Annotated in this window: 15 protein-coding genes and 1 tRNA gene; 14 read left to right on the forward strand and 2 right to left on the reverse strand. The window is 66.8% G+C overall.

The genetic code is table 11. The features are described from left to right. Positions 1-19: 19 nt before the first annotated feature. Positions 20-913, reverse strand: a complete 894-nt coding sequence (locus tag XalbCFBP2523_RS10330; protein ID WP_045765485.1) for a LysR family transcriptional regulator — start codon at positions 911-913, stop codon at positions 20-22. Between the two features lie 97 nt (positions 914-1,010). On the opposite strand from XalbCFBP2523_RS10330, the gene trpB reads away from it, so the two are divergent. The 9 genes from trpB to XalbCFBP2523_RS10375 all read left to right on the forward strand — a co-directional run bounded on the left by trpB (position 1,011) and on the right by XalbCFBP2523_RS10375 (position 11,293). Beyond that, positions 1,011-2,228 carry a tryptophan synthase subunit beta gene (trpB, locus tag XalbCFBP2523_RS10335; protein ID WP_012915513.1) on the forward strand — a complete coding sequence of 406 codons (1,218 nt, stop codon included), beginning with the start codon at positions 1,011-1,013 and terminating at the stop codon, positions 2,226-2,228. Between the two features lie 142 nt (positions 2,229-2,370). Beyond that, the gene (gene trpA / locus XalbCFBP2523_RS10340; RefSeq protein ID WP_104629950.1) at positions 2,371-3,189 is read left to right on the forward strand and encodes a tryptophan synthase subunit alpha; all 819 of its coding nucleotides are present in this window, start codon (positions 2,371-2,373) and stop codon (positions 3,187-3,189) included. 125 nt (positions 3,190-3,314) lie between these two features. After that, positions 3,315-4,202, forward strand: coding sequence for an acetyl-CoA carboxylase, carboxyltransferase subunit beta (gene accD / locus XalbCFBP2523_RS10345; RefSeq protein ID WP_045765486.1), 888 nt, complete (start codon positions 3,315-3,317; stop codon positions 4,200-4,202). Positions 4,203-4,347: 145 nt separating this feature from the next. Continuing rightward, positions 4,348-5,691, forward strand: a complete 1,344-nt coding sequence (gene glmM, locus XalbCFBP2523_RS10350) for a phosphoglucosamine mutase (protein WP_045765487.1) — start codon at positions 4,348-4,350, stop codon at positions 5,689-5,691. A gap of 122 nt (positions 5,692-5,813) precedes the next feature. Further along, positions 5,814-6,752 carry an isopenicillin N synthase family dioxygenase gene (locus tag XalbCFBP2523_RS10355; protein WP_045765488.1) on the forward strand — a complete coding sequence of 313 codons (939 nt, stop codon included), beginning with the start codon at positions 5,814-5,816 and terminating at the stop codon, positions 6,750-6,752. Between the two features lie 156 nt (positions 6,753-6,908). After that, on the forward strand, positions 6,909-7,613 hold the full coding sequence (locus XalbCFBP2523_RS10360; protein ID WP_196297579.1) for a methylamine utilization protein: 705 nt from the start codon (positions 6,909-6,911) through the stop codon (positions 7,611-7,613). Further along, a complete protein-coding gene (locus XalbCFBP2523_RS10365; RefSeq protein WP_012915519.1) occupies positions 7,610-9,982 on the forward strand; it encodes a putative bifunctional diguanylate cyclase/phosphodiesterase in 2,373 nt (790 codons plus the stop codon). The genes XalbCFBP2523_RS10360 and XalbCFBP2523_RS10365 overlap by 4 nt, the downstream gene beginning before the upstream one ends. Beyond that, positions 9,979-10,848, forward strand: coding sequence for a DUF3034 family protein (locus XalbCFBP2523_RS10370; protein ID WP_045765489.1), 870 nt, complete (start codon positions 9,979-9,981; stop codon positions 10,846-10,848). Before XalbCFBP2523_RS10365 ends, XalbCFBP2523_RS10370 begins: the two co-directional genes overlap by 4 nt. A gap of 13 nt (positions 10,849-10,861) precedes the next feature. After that, positions 10,862-11,293 carry a group 1 truncated hemoglobin gene (locus XalbCFBP2523_RS10375; RefSeq protein ID WP_104629952.1) on the forward strand — a complete coding sequence of 144 codons (432 nt, stop codon included), beginning with the start codon at positions 10,862-10,864 and terminating at the stop codon, positions 11,291-11,293. Between the two features lie 71 nt (positions 11,294-11,364). On the opposite strand, the gene XalbCFBP2523_RS10380 is transcribed toward XalbCFBP2523_RS10375, so the two are convergent. Next, positions 11,365-12,165, reverse strand: coding sequence for an SDR family NAD(P)-dependent oxidoreductase (locus XalbCFBP2523_RS10380; RefSeq protein ID WP_045765491.1), 801 nt, complete (start codon positions 12,163-12,165; stop codon positions 11,365-11,367). Positions 12,166-12,252: 87 nt separating this feature from the next. On the opposite strand from XalbCFBP2523_RS10380, the gene tpiA reads away from it, so the two are divergent. From tpiA to XalbCFBP2523_RS10405, 5 genes are all read left to right on the forward strand, one after another. Beyond that, complete coding sequence (tpiA, locus tag XalbCFBP2523_RS10385) at positions 12,253-13,008, forward strand: triose-phosphate isomerase (RefSeq protein ID WP_045765492.1); 756 nt, start codon at positions 12,253-12,255, stop codon at positions 13,006-13,008. Between the two features lie 62 nt (positions 13,009-13,070). Then, on the forward strand, positions 13,071-13,487 hold the full coding sequence (gene secG / locus XalbCFBP2523_RS10390; protein ID WP_012915524.1) for a preprotein translocase subunit SecG: 417 nt from the start codon (positions 13,071-13,073) through the stop codon (positions 13,485-13,487). Positions 13,488-13,536: 49 nt separating this feature from the next. Further along, positions 13,537-13,621: transfer RNA gene (locus tag XalbCFBP2523_RS10395), tRNA-Leu, on the forward strand. 110 nt (positions 13,622-13,731) lie between these two features. Continuing rightward, entirely contained in the window at positions 13,732-14,088 is a 357-nt protein-coding gene (locus XalbCFBP2523_RS10400) for an NADH-quinone oxidoreductase subunit A (RefSeq protein WP_012915525.1), read from the forward strand. After that, positions 14,079-14,633: a NuoB/complex I 20 kDa subunit family protein gene (locus XalbCFBP2523_RS10405; protein WP_010343006.1), complete on the forward strand. Its 555-nt coding sequence runs from the start codon at positions 14,079-14,081 to the stop codon at positions 14,631-14,633. The genes XalbCFBP2523_RS10400 and XalbCFBP2523_RS10405 overlap by 10 nt, the downstream gene beginning before the upstream one ends. The last annotated feature ends 32 nt before the right edge of the window (positions 14,634-14,665 follow it).

A 14,665-nucleotide genomic window follows, 5' to 3' on the forward strand; every position in this document is an offset into this window, starting at 1 on the left:
ACGCGTTGGTGTTGGCGCTTCACCTTCGCAGTTCGGCGGTCAGCCAGCCGGCCAATGCTTCCACTCTGGGGTCTTGCCGTTCGTGTCGCGTGCACAGCGCCCATTGTCCAGCGGTTTCGACGAAGCCCCATGGTGCCAGCAGGCGTCCGTTGGCCAAGTCGTCGGCGACCAGTGGTTGTGGCGCGATTGCCACGCCGATCCCGGCCAATGCCGCTTCGAGCAGGTAGTACAGATGCTCGAAGCCGGTGCCGTAGCGCAACTGCGCCGCGCTCATGCCTTGCGCTTGAGCCCAGGCCGGCCAGGCCTGTGGCCGCGACGCGGTATGCAGCAGCGGCCACTGCAGCAGTGCCGTCGGTGTCGCTGCACACAGCGTCTGTGCCTGCGGCAGCGCCGGGCTCAGCACCGGACCGATCCGTTCCGGCGCCAGTACGTGAACCTGCCAATCCTGCGGCCATGGTGCCTGACCCAGCAACAGCACTGCATCCAGTCCCTCCAGATCGGTGGCGAATTCGCCTTCGTGTGCGGACAAGTGCAGGGTGAGAGCGGGCAAGTCGCGCTGCAGTGCCTGCAGGCGCGGGATCATCCAGCGGGCCAGGATGCTGCCTGGACAGCCCAGCACCAGCGCCGACGGCCGGCTCGGCTGGCGCAGTTCGGCCACGGTGTCGTGCAAATGGGCGAAAGCGGTGCCGACTGCTTCGCATAGGCGTTCGCCGGCGGCGGTCGGGCGAATACCGCGCCCCTCGCGGCGCAGCAGTGCCAGTCCCAGGTCCTCCTCCAGCAAGCGCACCTGGCGGCTTACCGCGCCATGGGTGACGTGCAGTTCTGTCGCCGCGGCACCGACGCTGCACAGTCTTGCGGTCGCCTCGAATGCGCGAAGGGCGTTGAGCGAGGGCAGGCGGCGCGGGGTATTCATGTGAATTTTCCTGACATATATGGTCAGATTTTATAGGTTTTTGTGCATTGAAATGTGCGTTAAAGTGTTCGCTTGCTCCCGCTGCCCAGCTACTGCCATGGCCTCTGTTCCCGTCAGTGACTTCCACGCCTATCCCGATGCCGCCGGCCATTTCGGTCGCTATGGCGGTCGTTTCGTCGCCGAGACCCTGATCGGCCCGCTGCAGGAGTTGGCCGCGGCCTACGATGCCGCGCGCCAGGATCCCGCGTTCATCGCCGCCTACGACAAGGATCTGGCCCATTACGTCGGCCGGCCCAGCCCGATCTACCATGCCGAGCGGCTCAGTCGCGAAGTTGGCGGTGCGCGGATCCTGCTCAAACGCGAAGACCTCAATCACACTGGCGCGCACAAGATCAACAACACCATCGGCCAGGCCCTGCTGGCCAGTCGCATGGGCAAGACCCGCATCATCGCCGAGACCGGCGCCGGCCAACACGGTGTGGCCAGCGCCACCGTGGCCGCGCGGCTGGGGCTGGAGTGCGTGGTGTACATGGGGGCCACCGATATCGAGCGGCAGAAGATCAACGTCTACCGGATGAAGTTGCTTGGCGCCACGGTGGTGCCGGTGACTTCCGGTTCGGCCACGCTCAAGGACGCGCTCAACGAGGCGATGCGCGACTGGGTGACCAACGTGCAGGACACCTTCTACATCATCGGTACCGTCGCCGGTCCCGATCCGTATCCGCGCATGGTGCGCGATTTCAACGCCATCGTCGGGCGCGAAGCGCGCGCGCAAATGTTGCAGGACTACGGTCGCCTGCCGGATGCGATCAGCGCCTGCGTCGGTGGCGGCAGCAATGCCATCGGTCTGTTCCACGCCTTCCTCAACGATGCTTCGGTGAAAATTTACGGTGCCGAAGCCGCTGGCGACGGCATCGCCAGCGGTCGCCATGCCGCCTCGATCGCGGCTGGGCGTCCCGGTGTGCTGCATGGCAATCGCACTTACGTGATCTGCGACGACGATGGGCAGATCATCGAGACCCATTCGGTGTCCGCCGGCCTGGACTATCCGGGCGTCGGTCCTGAGCATGCCTTTCTGGCCGACAGCGGTCGTGCCACCTATCAGGGCATCACCGACGACGAGGCACTGGCCGCGTTCCATCTGCTGGCGCATACGGAGGGCATCCTCGCTGCACTGGAGTCCAGCCACGCGGTTGCACAAGCGATCAAGCTGGCGCGGGAGTTGCCTAAAGACGCGCTGGTGCTGTGCAACCTGTCCGGTCGCGGCGACAAGGATGTGCACACCATCGCCGCGCGCGAAGGGTTGACGCTGTGAGCGCGCTTGCCGCGATGCCGCACTGTGCCGCGTGGTCGATCATTGGCGATGGTGCGGAGAACGAGAACATGCCGGGAGAAGGCAACGTGGAAACGAGGTGTTGCAGCATTGAGGACGTTGTGGCGTGCGTCGGAGGCCGTCCGTGAGCGTCGCGGTGGGGCGCATCGCCGCGCGGTTGGAGGTGTTGCGTCAGGCTGGGCGCAAGGCGTTGATTCCGTTCGTGACCGCCGGTGACCCGTCGCTGGAGGCGACCGTGCCGGCGATGCATGCCTTGGTCGAGGCCGGTGCCGACGTGATCGAATTGGGCGTGCCGTTTTCCGATCCGATGGCCGATGGTCCGACCATCCAACGCAGTTCCGAGCGCGCGTTGGCGCGCGGTGCCGGGCTGCGCTACGTGCTGGATACGGTCAGTACATTCCGCCGTGACGACATGGTCACGCCAGTGGTGCTGATGGGCTATCTCAACCCGGTCGAAATTCACGGCACTGCGCGTTTTGCCGAGGAGGCGGTCGCTGCTGGCGTGGATGGCGTGCTGTTGGTCGATTTGCCGCCGGAAGAGTCGGTCGAGACCCTGGCGGTGTTCGCCGATGCCGGTCTGGATTTGATCGTGCTGGCCTCGCCAACCACCAGCGATGCGCGCCTGAAGCTGTTGTGCGATAAGGCGCGTGGCTATCTTTACTACGTCAGTTTCGCCGGCGTGACCGGGGCCGACCGGCTGGATACGCATGCCGCCGGCGATCGGTTGCGCCAGTTGCGGGCGCGTTGTCCGGTGCCGGTGGTGGCCGGCTTCGGCATCAAGGACGCCGCCAGCGCCAAGGCCATGGCGAGCGATGCCGATGGTGTGGTGGTCGGCAGCGCCCTGGTTGCCGCCCTGGCCGAGGCCGCGACTCCGCAGGCGGCGCGCGCCGCCGCCCTGGCGTTCCTGGCGCCCTTGCGACAGGCGTTGGACGCGCACGGCTAGACCGCCGTATTACCGCCGGATCCGTGCGGGTCCGGCCGGGGGGCGTGCCACCCAGGTCCGCGCCCTGCGCTAGACTGTCGCCCCTTGGCGGCCCGACGGGCCGCGCGACTGGATCGTCATTCCGCATGAGTTGGCTCAGCAAATTGATGCCTTCGGGCATCCGTACCGATAACACGCCCGGCAAAAAACGCAGTGTTCCCGAAGGTCTGTGGGAGAAGTGCCCCAACTGCGGCGCTGCGCTGTACCGGCCGGAGCTGGAAGAGAATCTGGAGGTGTGTCCCAAGTGCGACCACCACCTGCCGATCCGCGCGCGTGCGCGCCTGGCGGCGTTATTCGATGCCGACACCGCGCCCATCGAGATCGGCGCCCGTCTTGGGCCGACCGATGCACTGAAGTTCAAGGACCAGAAGAAGTACGGCGAGCGCATCAAGGCCTCGCAGAAGAGCACTGGCGAATACGATGCGCTGGTCGCGATGCAGGGCCTGCTCAAGTCGCAGCCGTTGGTCGCCGCTTCGTTCGATTTCGCCTTCATGGGCGGCTCGATGGGCTCGGTGGTGGGCGAGCGGTTCGCGCTGGCCGCCGAGACCGCATTGAAGATCGGTGCGCCGTTCGTGTGCTTCTCCGCCAGTGGCGGTGCGCGCATGCAAGAAGGGCTGTTTTCGCTGATGCAGATGGCTAAGACCTCCGCTGCGCTGGGGCGCCTGCGCGAGGCAGGTCTGCCGTATGTGTCGGTGCTGACCCATCCGACTACCGGTGGCGTGTCGGCCAGTTTCGCCATGTTGGGCGACATCAATATCGCCGAACCGCATGCGTTGATCGGCTTCGCCGGCCCGCGAGTGATCGAGCAGACTGTGCGCGAGACCTTGCCCGAAGGCTTCCAGCGTGCGGAGTTCCTGCTCGACCATGGCGCGATCGACCAGATCTGCGACCGCCGTGAACTGCGCGACCGCCTGGCCGAACTGCTGGCGATGCTGATGCGTCAACCGGCGCCGGCGAAGACGGAGGCCGCATGAAGGTGGGGACCCGAGACCCGGGTCCCGGGGGCGGCGGTTTCTCGCAGCGGATGCATCGCACAAACAGCGCACGCGCGTTCATCGCTAGCAGCGCTGTGCGCTTTTCCCGCTGGGTCTCCAGTTCCGAGTCCCGAGTCCCGGCTTTATGAGCGTGCGCAAGTATTTCGGCACCGATGGCATCCGTGGTCGGGTTGGGCAAGGGGCGATTTCTGCCGATTTCGTGATGCGCCTGGGCAACGCGCTGGGCAGGGTATTGGTGGCCGCGGGCAATGCGCAGCCGACCGTGGTGATCGGCAAGGACACGCGTATTTCCGGGTACATGTTCGAGTCGGCGCTGGAGGCTGGCCTGGTCGCGGCAGGCACCAACGTGCAGTTGTTCGGTCCGATGCCGACGCCGGCCGTGGCGTTCCTGACCCGCACGCTCGGCGCCGATGCCGGCATCGTGATTAGCGCCTCGCACAACCCGCACTACGACAACGGCATCAAGTTCTTTTCCGCCGAGGGCGAGAAGCTCGACGATGCGACCGAGCAGGCGATCGAAGCGGCGCTCGACGCGCCGTTCGCCACGGTGGAATCCGAGCGTCTGGGCAAGGCGGTGCGCGCACGCGATACGATCGGCCGCTACATCGAATTCTGCAAGGCCAGCGTGTCGCGCGGTTTTGACTTGCGCGGGCTGAAGCTGGTGCTGGACTGCGCGCATGGCGCGACTTACCACATCGCGCCGCTGTTGTTTAGCGAACTGGGCGCGGAGGTGATCGCCATTGGCGCGGCGCCGGACGGTCTCAACATCAACGCCGGCGTCGGCTCGATGCACATCGACACCCTCGCCGACAATGTACGCGCTCACGGCGCACACCTGGGCATCGCCTTCGACGGTGATGGCGACCGCGTGCTGATGGCCGACGACCAGGGCAATCCGGTCGATGGCGACGATCTGCTGTATGTGCTGGCGTGCGGCTGGCACGCCAGTGGTCGCTTGCGCGGACCGGTGGTTGGTACGCTGATGACCAACTATGGACTGGAGAAGGCGCTGGCGCAGTTGCAGTTGCCGTTCCTGCGCGCCAAGGTCGGCGACCGTCACGTGCATCAGGCGCTGGTCGAACACAGCGGCATCCTCGGTGGCGAAACGTCCGGGCACATGCTGTGTCTGGATCGGGCCACCACCGGCGATGCCATCGTGAGTGCACTGCAGGTGTTGGAAGTGCTCAAGCGCTCCGGCCAGACCTTGCGCCAGGCGCTGGAGAATTTACGCAAAGTGCCGCAGCAGACGATCAACGTACGCCTGCAGCCGGGGGCGCGCCCGCTGGAGGCGGTTAGCGTGCAGGCGGCGCTGGCGGCGGCGCAGGCGGCAGTGCAGGGGCATGGACGTGCCTTCCTGCGCGCTTCCGGCACCGAGCCGGTGGTGCGGGTCACGGTCGAAGCCGACGATGTCGGGTTGATGCGCCACACCTTGGATGCGCTCGTCGAGGCGGTCCGTGACGCGGCGTGAGTTGATCCTCATCGCCATCGTCGTGGTGATCGCCAAGGCGGCCACGTTTTACTTGCTGTATCGCCTATTGCGTTGATGGCGGTGTTTGTCTCCTTAATTTTGCGACGATGACCATTGCTGCCATGACCGCACGCATTCCCATCTTGGACATCACCCGTCTGGACAGCGACCGCGACGCCTTCGTCGCCGAACTGGGCGCGGCGTATCGCGAGTGGGGGTTTGCAGGCATCCGCAACCACGGCATCGCACAGGCGCAGATCGATGCCGCCTATGCTGTATTCAAGGCGTTCTTTGCTTTGCCCGAAGCGGTCAAGCGCAAATACCAAGTGCCTGGTGCTGGCGGCGCTCGCGGCTACACCCCTTTTGGCGTGGAGACCGCCAAGGGTGCCCAGCATTTCGACCTTAAGGAGTTCTGGCATATCGGTCGCGAGATCGCTGACGATTCCAAGCATCGTCTGGTGATGCCGCCCAACCTGTGGCCGAGCGAAGTGCCGGGGTTCCGCGCACATGGGTATGGCTTGTACCAGGCGCTGGATCGGCTCGGCGCGCGGGTGCTGTCCGCGCTGGCGCTGCATATCGGCCTGCCCGAGCACTATTTCGTGGACAAGACCGACTCGGGCAATTCGATCCTGCGCCCGATCCATTATCCGCCGATCACCGCCGACGACATCCCCAACGTGCGCGCTGGCGCGCATGAAGACATCAATCTGATCACGCTGTTGGTCGGCGCCAGTGCCGCCGGTCTGGAGGTGAAGTCCAGGCAGGGCGAATGGGTGCCGTTCACCTCCGATGCCGATACCATCGTGGTCAACATCGGCGACATGTTGCAGCGGCTGACCAATCATGTGTATCCCTCAACCACACATCGCGTCGTCAATCCGCCGGGGGAGCAGGCACGCACGCCGCGTTACTCGGTCCCGTTTTTCCTGCATCCTAACCCAGACTTCCTGATCGACGTGCTGCCTGCGTGCGTCAGTGCCGACAATCCCAATCGCTATCCTGAGCCGATCACCGCGCAGGGCTATTTGGAAGAGCGCTTATGCGAGATCAAGTTGAAGTAACCCCGCCCGCAACGCTCCGTGCCGCTGTCGGGACGCCCGCCGGCCGGAAACGGCCTCAAGCCGGGTCCGGTCAATGCCGATATCGCTTGCAGGTCGCCCTCGATGCGCCGTCCGGGTGGTCCGGGCGCTGCCAGCCGGGCACGTAGAGAGGCTACGATGACAAGGCGGACGGGATCCTTCTGGCGGCAGGGCCGCCGCTGCTGGCTCGCAGTTGTGCTTGGGCTGGCCGCGTTGCCGGCAGCGGCCACGCCGGTCACGGTGGTCGTAGCCGATGCCGCCGGGCCGCTGGCCGACGCCGTGGTCAGCCTGCAACCGGCCGCGCCGGTACGCCAGGCCTCGCCGGCGGCGTCGGTGACGGCGACGATGGATCAGGTCAACTCGCAGTTCGTACCCGCGGTGCTGGCGGTGCAGGTCGGTAGCTTGGTGCGCTTTCCCAACCGCGATCAGATCCGCCACCAGGTTTATTCCTTCTCGCCGGCCAAGCGCTTCGAGCTGCCGCTGTACCAGGGCAGCACTGCCAAGCCGGTGCGCTTCGAGCAACCGGGTTTGGTCACGGTGGGCTGCAACATCCATGACTGGATGGTCGGCTACGTGATGGTGCTCGATACCCCGTATTTCGCGGTGACCGGCGCCGATGCGCAGGTGCGACTGGATGTGCCGCCCGGCGCATACGAACTGCGGGTGTGGCATCCGCGCCTGAGCGGCGCCAGCTATTCGCAGCCGCTGCAGGTGGCGCGCGCGCCGCTGCGCCAAGCCGTGCTGCTGTCCACGCACGGGCCGGCGCCGGTCGTCCCGGAGGATCCGCGCATTCGCGCGCTGCAGGACAAGTTTCGTCGCAGCCAGACGGCGCCGACGCGATGAAGCCTTTGCGGTTGCACACCCGCATCGCCGCGCTGCTGGTGCTGGTGGTGCTGGCGGCACAGGCGCTGACGTTCCTGGCCGTACACGTGGCGACCCAGCGCAGCGTCGCCGCGCAACTGGACGACGAACTGCGCACCGGCGAGCGTGTGTGGCAGCGCATCGACCAGCGCCGCGACGAGCAACTGCTGCAGGCCGCCTCGGTGCTCGCCGACGATTTCGGTTTCCGCGCCGCGGTGACCAGCGGCGACGTGCCGACCATGCAGTCGGCGCTGCGCAACCATGCCGCGCGCGTGCGCGCGCCCAGTGCCCTGCTGCTGTCGGCCGACGGCCAGTTCCTGGCTGGGCTGTCGGCGCTACCGCAGGCGCAACAACTGCGTACCGTGCAGCCGCTGCTGCGGCAGGCGCAGCGCAACGGCAGCGCGGTCGGCTTCGTGGTGCTGGACCGGCGCCTCATGCGTCTGGCGGTGGTGCAGGTGTTGGCGCCGCAACGGGTCGGCTGGGTCGCGATTGGCGGGGAATCCGGTGCCGAGCTCGGCCAGGACTTCATTAGCACCACCGGGCTGGACGCGACCTTCTTCACCACCCAGGGCGCGCAGCAGGTGCTAGCCTCGACCCTGGATCCGCTGCGGGCCGCGCAGTTCCAGCAGCAGTTGCGGCACACGGCGCTGGCGCCGGCGGCCGCGCAGCCACTGTTGCTCGGGCAGGCGCGGTACCTCGTGCGGGTGCGGCCGGCGTCTGACGACGGCCGCGTCATGGTTGCGCTGCAGGCCTCGCTGGACCGTGCCGATGCGCCATACCGCCTGCTGAAGCTGCGCATCTTGATCCTGGCCGGCGTGGCCACGCTGGCCGCGCTGGTGGCGGCGATCTTCCTGGCGCGCGGGGTCAGCCGCCCGGTCGCGCAACTGGTCGCGGCGACGCGGCGCATCCAGCACGGCGACTACCAGACGCTGCTGCCGCTGCACGCCAGCGCCGAGTTGACCGAACTGGCCAGCAGCTTCGGCGCCATGCAGCGCCGCATCGCCAGCCGCGAACAGGACATCCTGCACCAGGCGCGGCACGATGCGCTGACCGGACTGCCCAACCGCACGGCGCTGTTACAACACCTGCAGAGCGTGGTCGAGGCGTGCCAGGCCGACGGCACCACTGCGGCCGTGCTGGTGCTGGACATGGAACGCTTCAAGGAACTCAACGACAGCTTCGGCCACGATTTCGCCGACCAGGTGCTGGTCCACACCGGGCGCCGGCTGGAACAGGCGGTGCGTGCGCCGGACCGGGTCGGCCGGCTCGGTAGCGACGAATTCATGGTGGTGCTGGCGCGCTGCGATGCCACCGTGGTGGACGCCTACGCCGCCGAGTTGCTGGCGCAACTGCGGCAACCGCTGAGTCTGCCGCAGGCGGGGATTCTGGCTGATGCCAGCATCGGCATCGCACTGATTCCCGCGCATGGCGCCGATGCCGACACACTGATGCGCCGCGCCGACATCGCCCGCCAGCAGGCGCGGCAATTCGGCAGTGGCGCATCCGTGTACCGCGACGGGCAGGACGAGCAGCACCTGCGCCGCCTGCGCCTGACCGGCGACCTGCACCAGGCGATCGCGCGCGGCGAGATGTCGCTGCGCTTCCAGCCGAAGATCGGCCTGGCGCGCGGCGAGGTCGAACAAGTGGAGGTGTTGTTGCGCTGGCAGCATCCGCTGCTCGGCCTGATCGGGCCGGACGAGTTCATTGCGTTGGCCGAGCACTCCGGGATGATCCAGCAGCTCACCCAGTTCGTGCTCGACGAGGCGATGCGCCAGCAGGCGCTGTGGCGTGGCCAGGGCCTGGATCTTGGCCTGGCGGTGAACCTGTCGGCGTTGGACCTCAACGATCCGGGCCTGCCGGCCTTCGTCAGCGGCTGCCTGGCGCGGCACGGTCTGCCCGCGCCGCGCCTGACCTTGGAGTTGACCGAAAGCGCGCTGATGCGCGATGTCGAGCACGCCCTGCATATGATGCAGCAACTGCGCCGCTGCGGCGTGCGCCTGTCCATCGACGACTTCGGCACCGGCTATTCGTCGCTGGCGCAGCTCAAGCGCATGCCGGTCCAGGAGCTGAAGATTGACAAGAGTTTCGTGTTGCAGCTGGCTGCGGGCAGCGACGACGCGGTGATCGTGCGCAGTACCATCGACCTGGGACACAACATGGGTATGAAAGTGGTTGCCGAAGGCGTGGAGCATGCCGCGGCCGAGGCCTTGCTGCGCAGCTACGGCTGCGACGTAGCGCAGGGCTATCTGTATGCTAAGCCGCTCGACCAGGCCGCGTTGCTGGCCTGGTGCGCGCAGCGCGCGGAGGCGGGCGCGGTAACGCCGGCTCCTATCATGGAGATGTCCCGATGACCCGAACCCGACCTCCACGAAGCGTGTTGCTTGCGGTTGCGGCTTTGTTGCCGGGGCTGGCCTGGGCCGGGCAGGGACGCCTGCTGGCCACCGGCGGCGCCTCCACCGTGGAGGGCAGCGGCGGCGGCGGCATCGTGCCGTGGGCGACCTTGTCCGGCTACGGCACGCGCGATCAGGATGGTGCGGTGCTGTTCGCCACGCATGTGGACAGCGGCGATTACCGGCTGGACGTGCAGGGTGCGGCGCTGACCCTGGGCAACCGCCTGGAACTGTCGCTGGCCCGGCAGCGCCTGGACCTGGGCACGTTGCAGCGGCGCCTGGCGCTGCCGTGGAACGCGCTCGGCCAGGACGTGGTCGGCGCCAAGCTGCGGCTTGGCGGTGACCTGGTCTACGGGGCCGCGCCGCAGGTGGCGCTGGGCGTGCAGTACAAGCGGCTGCGCGACGGCACGCTGCCGCTGGCGATCGGCGCGCGCGCCGACCATGGCACCGACGTCTATCTCAGCGCCGCCAAGCTGTGGCTGGACGCGGCCGGCGGCTACCAGTTGCTGGTCAACGGCACGGTGCGCGCCACCCGCGCCAACCAGACCGGATTGCTCGGTTTCGGCGGCGACCGCGGCAATGCGTACCGGCTGATGGCCGAGGCCAGCGTTGCGGTAGTGCTGGATCCGTCCTGGGTGCTGGGTCTGGAATACCGACAGAAGCCGGACAACCTCGGATTCGCCCGCGAGCACGCCTGGGCGGACGCGTTTGTGGCATGGTTCCCGAACAAGCGCGTGTCCGTGGTCGGCGCCTGGGCCGAGCTCGGGGACGTGGCCACCCTGCGCGATCAGCGCGGGCCCTATCTCTCCCTGCAGGTGGCGTTCTGACATGGTCCGGCCGATGCGTGTACTGATCCCGATCCTGCTGGCGACGGCGGCGCTGTTGGTTGGCTGCGCCAGCGCTCCGCCGCCGCCGCGCACGCTGTACGCCGACCTGGGCGGCCAGCCTGGCATTGATGCGCTGGTGGAGACGCTGCTGTCGCGCATCGCCGACGACCCGCGGATCGTCCAGCACTTCGCTCGGGTCAACATCGTGATGCTGAACCAGCGCCTGGTACAGAAGTTCTGCTACCTCAGCGACGGCCCGTGCGCCGACACTGCCAAGCCGATGAAGCAGGCGCACCAGCATCTGTCGATCCACGAGGCGGACTTCAACGCGCTGGTCGAGGACCTAGTGTGGGCGATGGACCAGCGCGGCATCCCACGCCGCACCCAGAACCGGCTGCTAGCAAGGCTGGCGCCGCTGCACGGCGATATCGTCAACCAGCCCTAGGGTCGTGCCGGGCTTCCCGCTGCCCGGCGCAGTATTCGGTGGCGGCCGCCGCCGCACGGGCAGGCCGTGCGCTATTCCACCGATCTGATGCGCCGCGAGCCGCGGCGCATCAGGCGCAGCAGCAGGGCGTTGGGCAGCAGCGCGGTCATGCCGAGCAGTGCGCGATAGAGCGTGCCCGGCACCACGCGGACCTTGCCGTGTTCGGCGCCATCGATCCCGGCACGGGCCACGGTCGCGGTCTGCAGCCAGACCCAGCGTGGCAGTTTGTCCATAAGTTCGCGGGTGCCGGTGACGTCGTGGAACGCGGACCAGGTGAAGCCTGGGCACAGCGCGCAGACCTTGACCCCGCGGTCGGCGTTCTCCAGCGCCAGCGATTCGCTGAAGCGCAGCATGAAGCTCTTCGCTGCCGCGTACAGGGTGTGGCCGTCGGCGCCGGGGACCAGGGCGGCGAACGAGGCCACATTGAGGATGCGGCCATGACCGCTGGCGCGCAGTGTCGGCAACAGGCGCCAAGTCAGTTCGCAGACCGCAGCGATCATCACCTGCAGGAATGCGGCGTGTACCGTCCAGTCCTGATTGGGGAAGCGTCCCGGTACGCCATAGCCGGCATTGTTGACTAGGATCCGTACCGGCAGCCGGCGTCGTTCCAGTTCCGCGACGAGCGCAGCTGGCGTTGTCGGGTCGGCGAGGTCGGCGACCAGGACTGCCACCGGCACCTGTGGCCGCAGTTCCTCGGCCAGCGCCTGTAGCCGTGCCTCCCTGCGTGCGCTCAGGATCAGCGGGATGCCACGTCTGGCGTATTCGCGGGCGATTTCGCGGCCGATGCCGCTGGATGCGCCGGTAATCAGGGCGTAGCCGGGAGGCGTGGGCATGGCGGTCTCGGGGCGGGGACGGGAGGATGGCTGACCTTGGTGCCGCATCGGCTATTCTCTGGGCACTTTTAGCCGAGAAATGCGCCGATGCGACGCAAGATCGTAGCTGCAAATTGGAAATTGCATGGCACTCGCCAGGGCGCTCACGCGCTGCTGCAGGCGGTGGTCGCAGGCTTGTCCGGTGATGCGGTGGAGGTGGTGATTCTGCCGCCATTGCCGTATCTGGCTGGCCTGATCGAGGCGTTCCAGCGTCGCGAGTTGCGTTTCGGAGCCCAGGATGTCGGCTGCAACGTGCAGGGTGCCTATACGGGCGAGGTGTCGGCGGCGATGCTGGTTGATGTCGGTGCCGACTATGGGTTGGTCGGGCATTCGGAGCGGCGCCAGTATCAACACGAGAGCAGTGAGCTGGTGGCGCGCAAGTTCGCCGCGGCCATTGCTGCCGGGCTGCGCCCGATCCTGTGCGTGGGCGAGACCCTGGAGCAGCGTCAGGCCGGGCAGACCGAGGCGGCCATCGCCGCGCAACTGACGCCGGTGCTGGCCCTGGTCGGCGGGGAGGGCTTCGCCAACGCGGTGATCTCCTACGAGCCGGTGTGGGCGATCGGTACCGGGCGCACCGCCAGCCCGGCGCAGGCACAGGCGGTACATGCCTTCATTCGTGGCGAAGTGGCTGCCCGCGATGCTAGAATCGCAGATTCGTTGCCCATCCTGTATGGCGGCAGCGTCAAGCCCGACAACGCCGCGGAGCTGTTCGCGCAGCCCGATGTGGATGGTGGGCTGGTCGGCGGCGCCTCGCTGGTTGCCGCGCAATTCCTGGCCATCGTGCAAGCGGCGGCCGCCTGTTAACCGAGCTGTCGCCGCTGGCTGTCGCTCGTACTTCTAGTCGTACTGTCTGGACGGATCTCGAAATGCTGATTGTCATCCTCAATGTGGTGTACGTGTTGGTGGCGATCGCTATGATCGCGCTGATCCTGATGCAGCGCGGTGCCGGTGCGGCGGCGGGCTCGGGGTTCGGTTCGGGTGCGTCCGGCACCGTGTTCGGGTCGCGTGGTGCGTCCAACTTCTTGTCCAAGACGACCAAGTGGCTGGCGGTGGCGTTCTTTGCCATCAGTCTGTTCATGGCTTGGTACGCTGCTCACAGCGCGCAACCGGCCGACGCCAACCTGGGCGTGATGTCGCAGGGCGCGTCCCCGGTGCCGGCCGCGCCGGCCGGCGAATTGCAGATTCCGCAGGCGCCATCGTCGGCGCCGGCCGTGGCGCCGCCCGCCGCCCCGGCAGCGGGGAAGGTGCAAGAAAAGTCGCCCGCCCCATCGCAGAAACACTGAAGACGGTTACACTATGCTGCGCGGCGGGATTGCCGCGCATGTGATGCAGGCCCAGGTGGCGGAATTGGTAGACGCACTACCTTGAGGTGGTAGCGACTTAGGTCGTAGGGGTTCGAGTCCCCTCTTGGGCACCATTGTTTGGCTGCGGTTTTTTGTGCGAAGGGGCGTTGCGCCTTTGCCCAGGAAATCGTCTACCCCATGCTTGCGCGTTATGCGCGTGGGCAAAGGCAAGAGAGAATCGCGAGTGCTGGCCGAATATTTGCCGACCCTGCTGTTTCTGATCGTGGCTACCGGTATCGGCGTTGCGCTGATGTTGATAGGGCGGTTCCTCGGTCCCCGGCGTCCTGACCTGAAGAAGCTCTCGCCCTACGAGTGCGGCTTCGAGGCGTTCGAGGACGCGCGCATGAAGTTCGACGTGCGCTACTACCTGATCGCAATCCAGTTCATCGTCTTCGATCTGGAGATCATCTTCATCGTGCCGTGGACGCAGGTGTTCATGGACCTGGGCGCTCGCTCCCTGGTCACCATGGGCCTGTTCGTCGGCATGTTGTTCCTCGGTTTTGTATACGTGTGGAAGAAGGGAGCGCTGGAATGGGAGTGATTCAGACCCTGGATCGGCTGATGACCAACCCGATTCCGGAAGGGCGGGTGGACGACATCCTGCGCCCCGAAGGCGAGAACCCGCTGCTGGAAAAGGGCTACGTCACCACCAGTGTCGATGCGCTGCTGAACTGGGCGCGGACCGGCTCGATGTGGCCGATGACCTTCGGTCTGGCGTGCTGCGCGGTAGAGATGATGCACGCTGGCGCCGCGCGCCTGGATCTGGATCGCTATGGCGTGGTGTTCCGTCCCTCGCCGCGCCAGTCCGACGTGATGATCGTCGCCGGCACCCTGGTCAACAAGATGGCCCCGGCGCTGCGCAAGGTCTATGACCAGATGCCGGACCCGAAGTGGGTCATCTCGATGGGCAGTTGCGCCAATGGCGGCGGCTACTACCACTATTCGTATTCGGTGGTGCGTGGCTGCGATCGCATTGTGCCGGTGGACGTCTACGTCCCGGGCTGCCCGCCGACCGCCGAGGCGCTGGTCTACGGCATCTTGCAGCTGCAGAAGAAGATCTGGCGAACCCAGACCATCGCGCGCTGATTCCTCATTTCTTCGAGAGCACGCCAAGTCCC

This window comes from Xanthomonas albilineans (genome assembly GCF_002939705.1).
In the GTDB taxonomy this organism is placed as follows: domain Bacteria; phylum Pseudomonadota; class Gammaproteobacteria; order Xanthomonadales; family Xanthomonadaceae; genus Xanthomonas_A; species Xanthomonas_A albilineans.

Excerpts from the sequence above, each read along its gene's own strand:
- XalbCFBP2523_RS10330 (WP_045765485.1), bottom strand. The coding sequence starts at position 913 with ATGAATACCCCGCGCCGCCTGCCCTCGCTCAACGCCCTTCGCGCATTC.
- trpB (WP_012915513.1), top strand. The coding sequence starts at position 1,011 with ATGGCCTCTGTTCCCGTCAGTGACTTCCACGCCTATCCCGATGCCGCC.
- accD (WP_045765486.1), top strand. The coding sequence starts at position 3,315 with ATGAGTTGGCTCAGCAAATTGATGCCTTCGGGCATCCGTACCGATAAC.
- glmM (WP_045765487.1), top strand. The coding sequence starts at position 4,348 with ATGAGCGTGCGCAAGTATTTCGGCACCGATGGCATCCGTGGTCGGGTT.
- XalbCFBP2523_RS10355 (WP_045765488.1), top strand. The coding sequence starts at position 5,814 with ATGACCGCACGCATTCCCATCTTGGACATCACCCGTCTGGACAGCGAC.
- XalbCFBP2523_RS10360 (WP_196297579.1), top strand. The coding sequence starts at position 6,909 with ATGACAAGGCGGACGGGATCCTTCTGGCGGCAGGGCCGCCGCTGCTGG.
- XalbCFBP2523_RS10365 (WP_012915519.1), top strand. The coding sequence starts at position 7,610 with ATGAAGCCTTTGCGGTTGCACACCCGCATCGCCGCGCTGCTGGTGCTG.
- XalbCFBP2523_RS10370 (WP_045765489.1), top strand. The coding sequence starts at position 9,979 with ATGACCCGAACCCGACCTCCACGAAGCGTGTTGCTTGCGGTTGCGGCT.
- XalbCFBP2523_RS10375 (WP_104629952.1), top strand. The coding sequence starts at position 10,862 with ATGCGTGTACTGATCCCGATCCTGCTGGCGACGGCGGCGCTGTTGGTT.
- XalbCFBP2523_RS10380 (WP_045765491.1), bottom strand. The coding sequence starts at position 12,165 with ATGCCCACGCCTCCCGGCTACGCCCTGATTACCGGCGCATCCAGCGGC.
- tpiA (WP_045765492.1), top strand. The coding sequence starts at position 12,253 with ATGCGACGCAAGATCGTAGCTGCAAATTGGAAATTGCATGGCACTCGC.
- secG (WP_012915524.1), top strand. The coding sequence starts at position 13,071 with ATGCTGATTGTCATCCTCAATGTGGTGTACGTGTTGGTGGCGATCGCT.
- XalbCFBP2523_RS10405 (WP_010343006.1), top strand. The coding sequence starts at position 14,079 with ATGGGAGTGATTCAGACCCTGGATCGGCTGATGACCAACCCGATTCCG.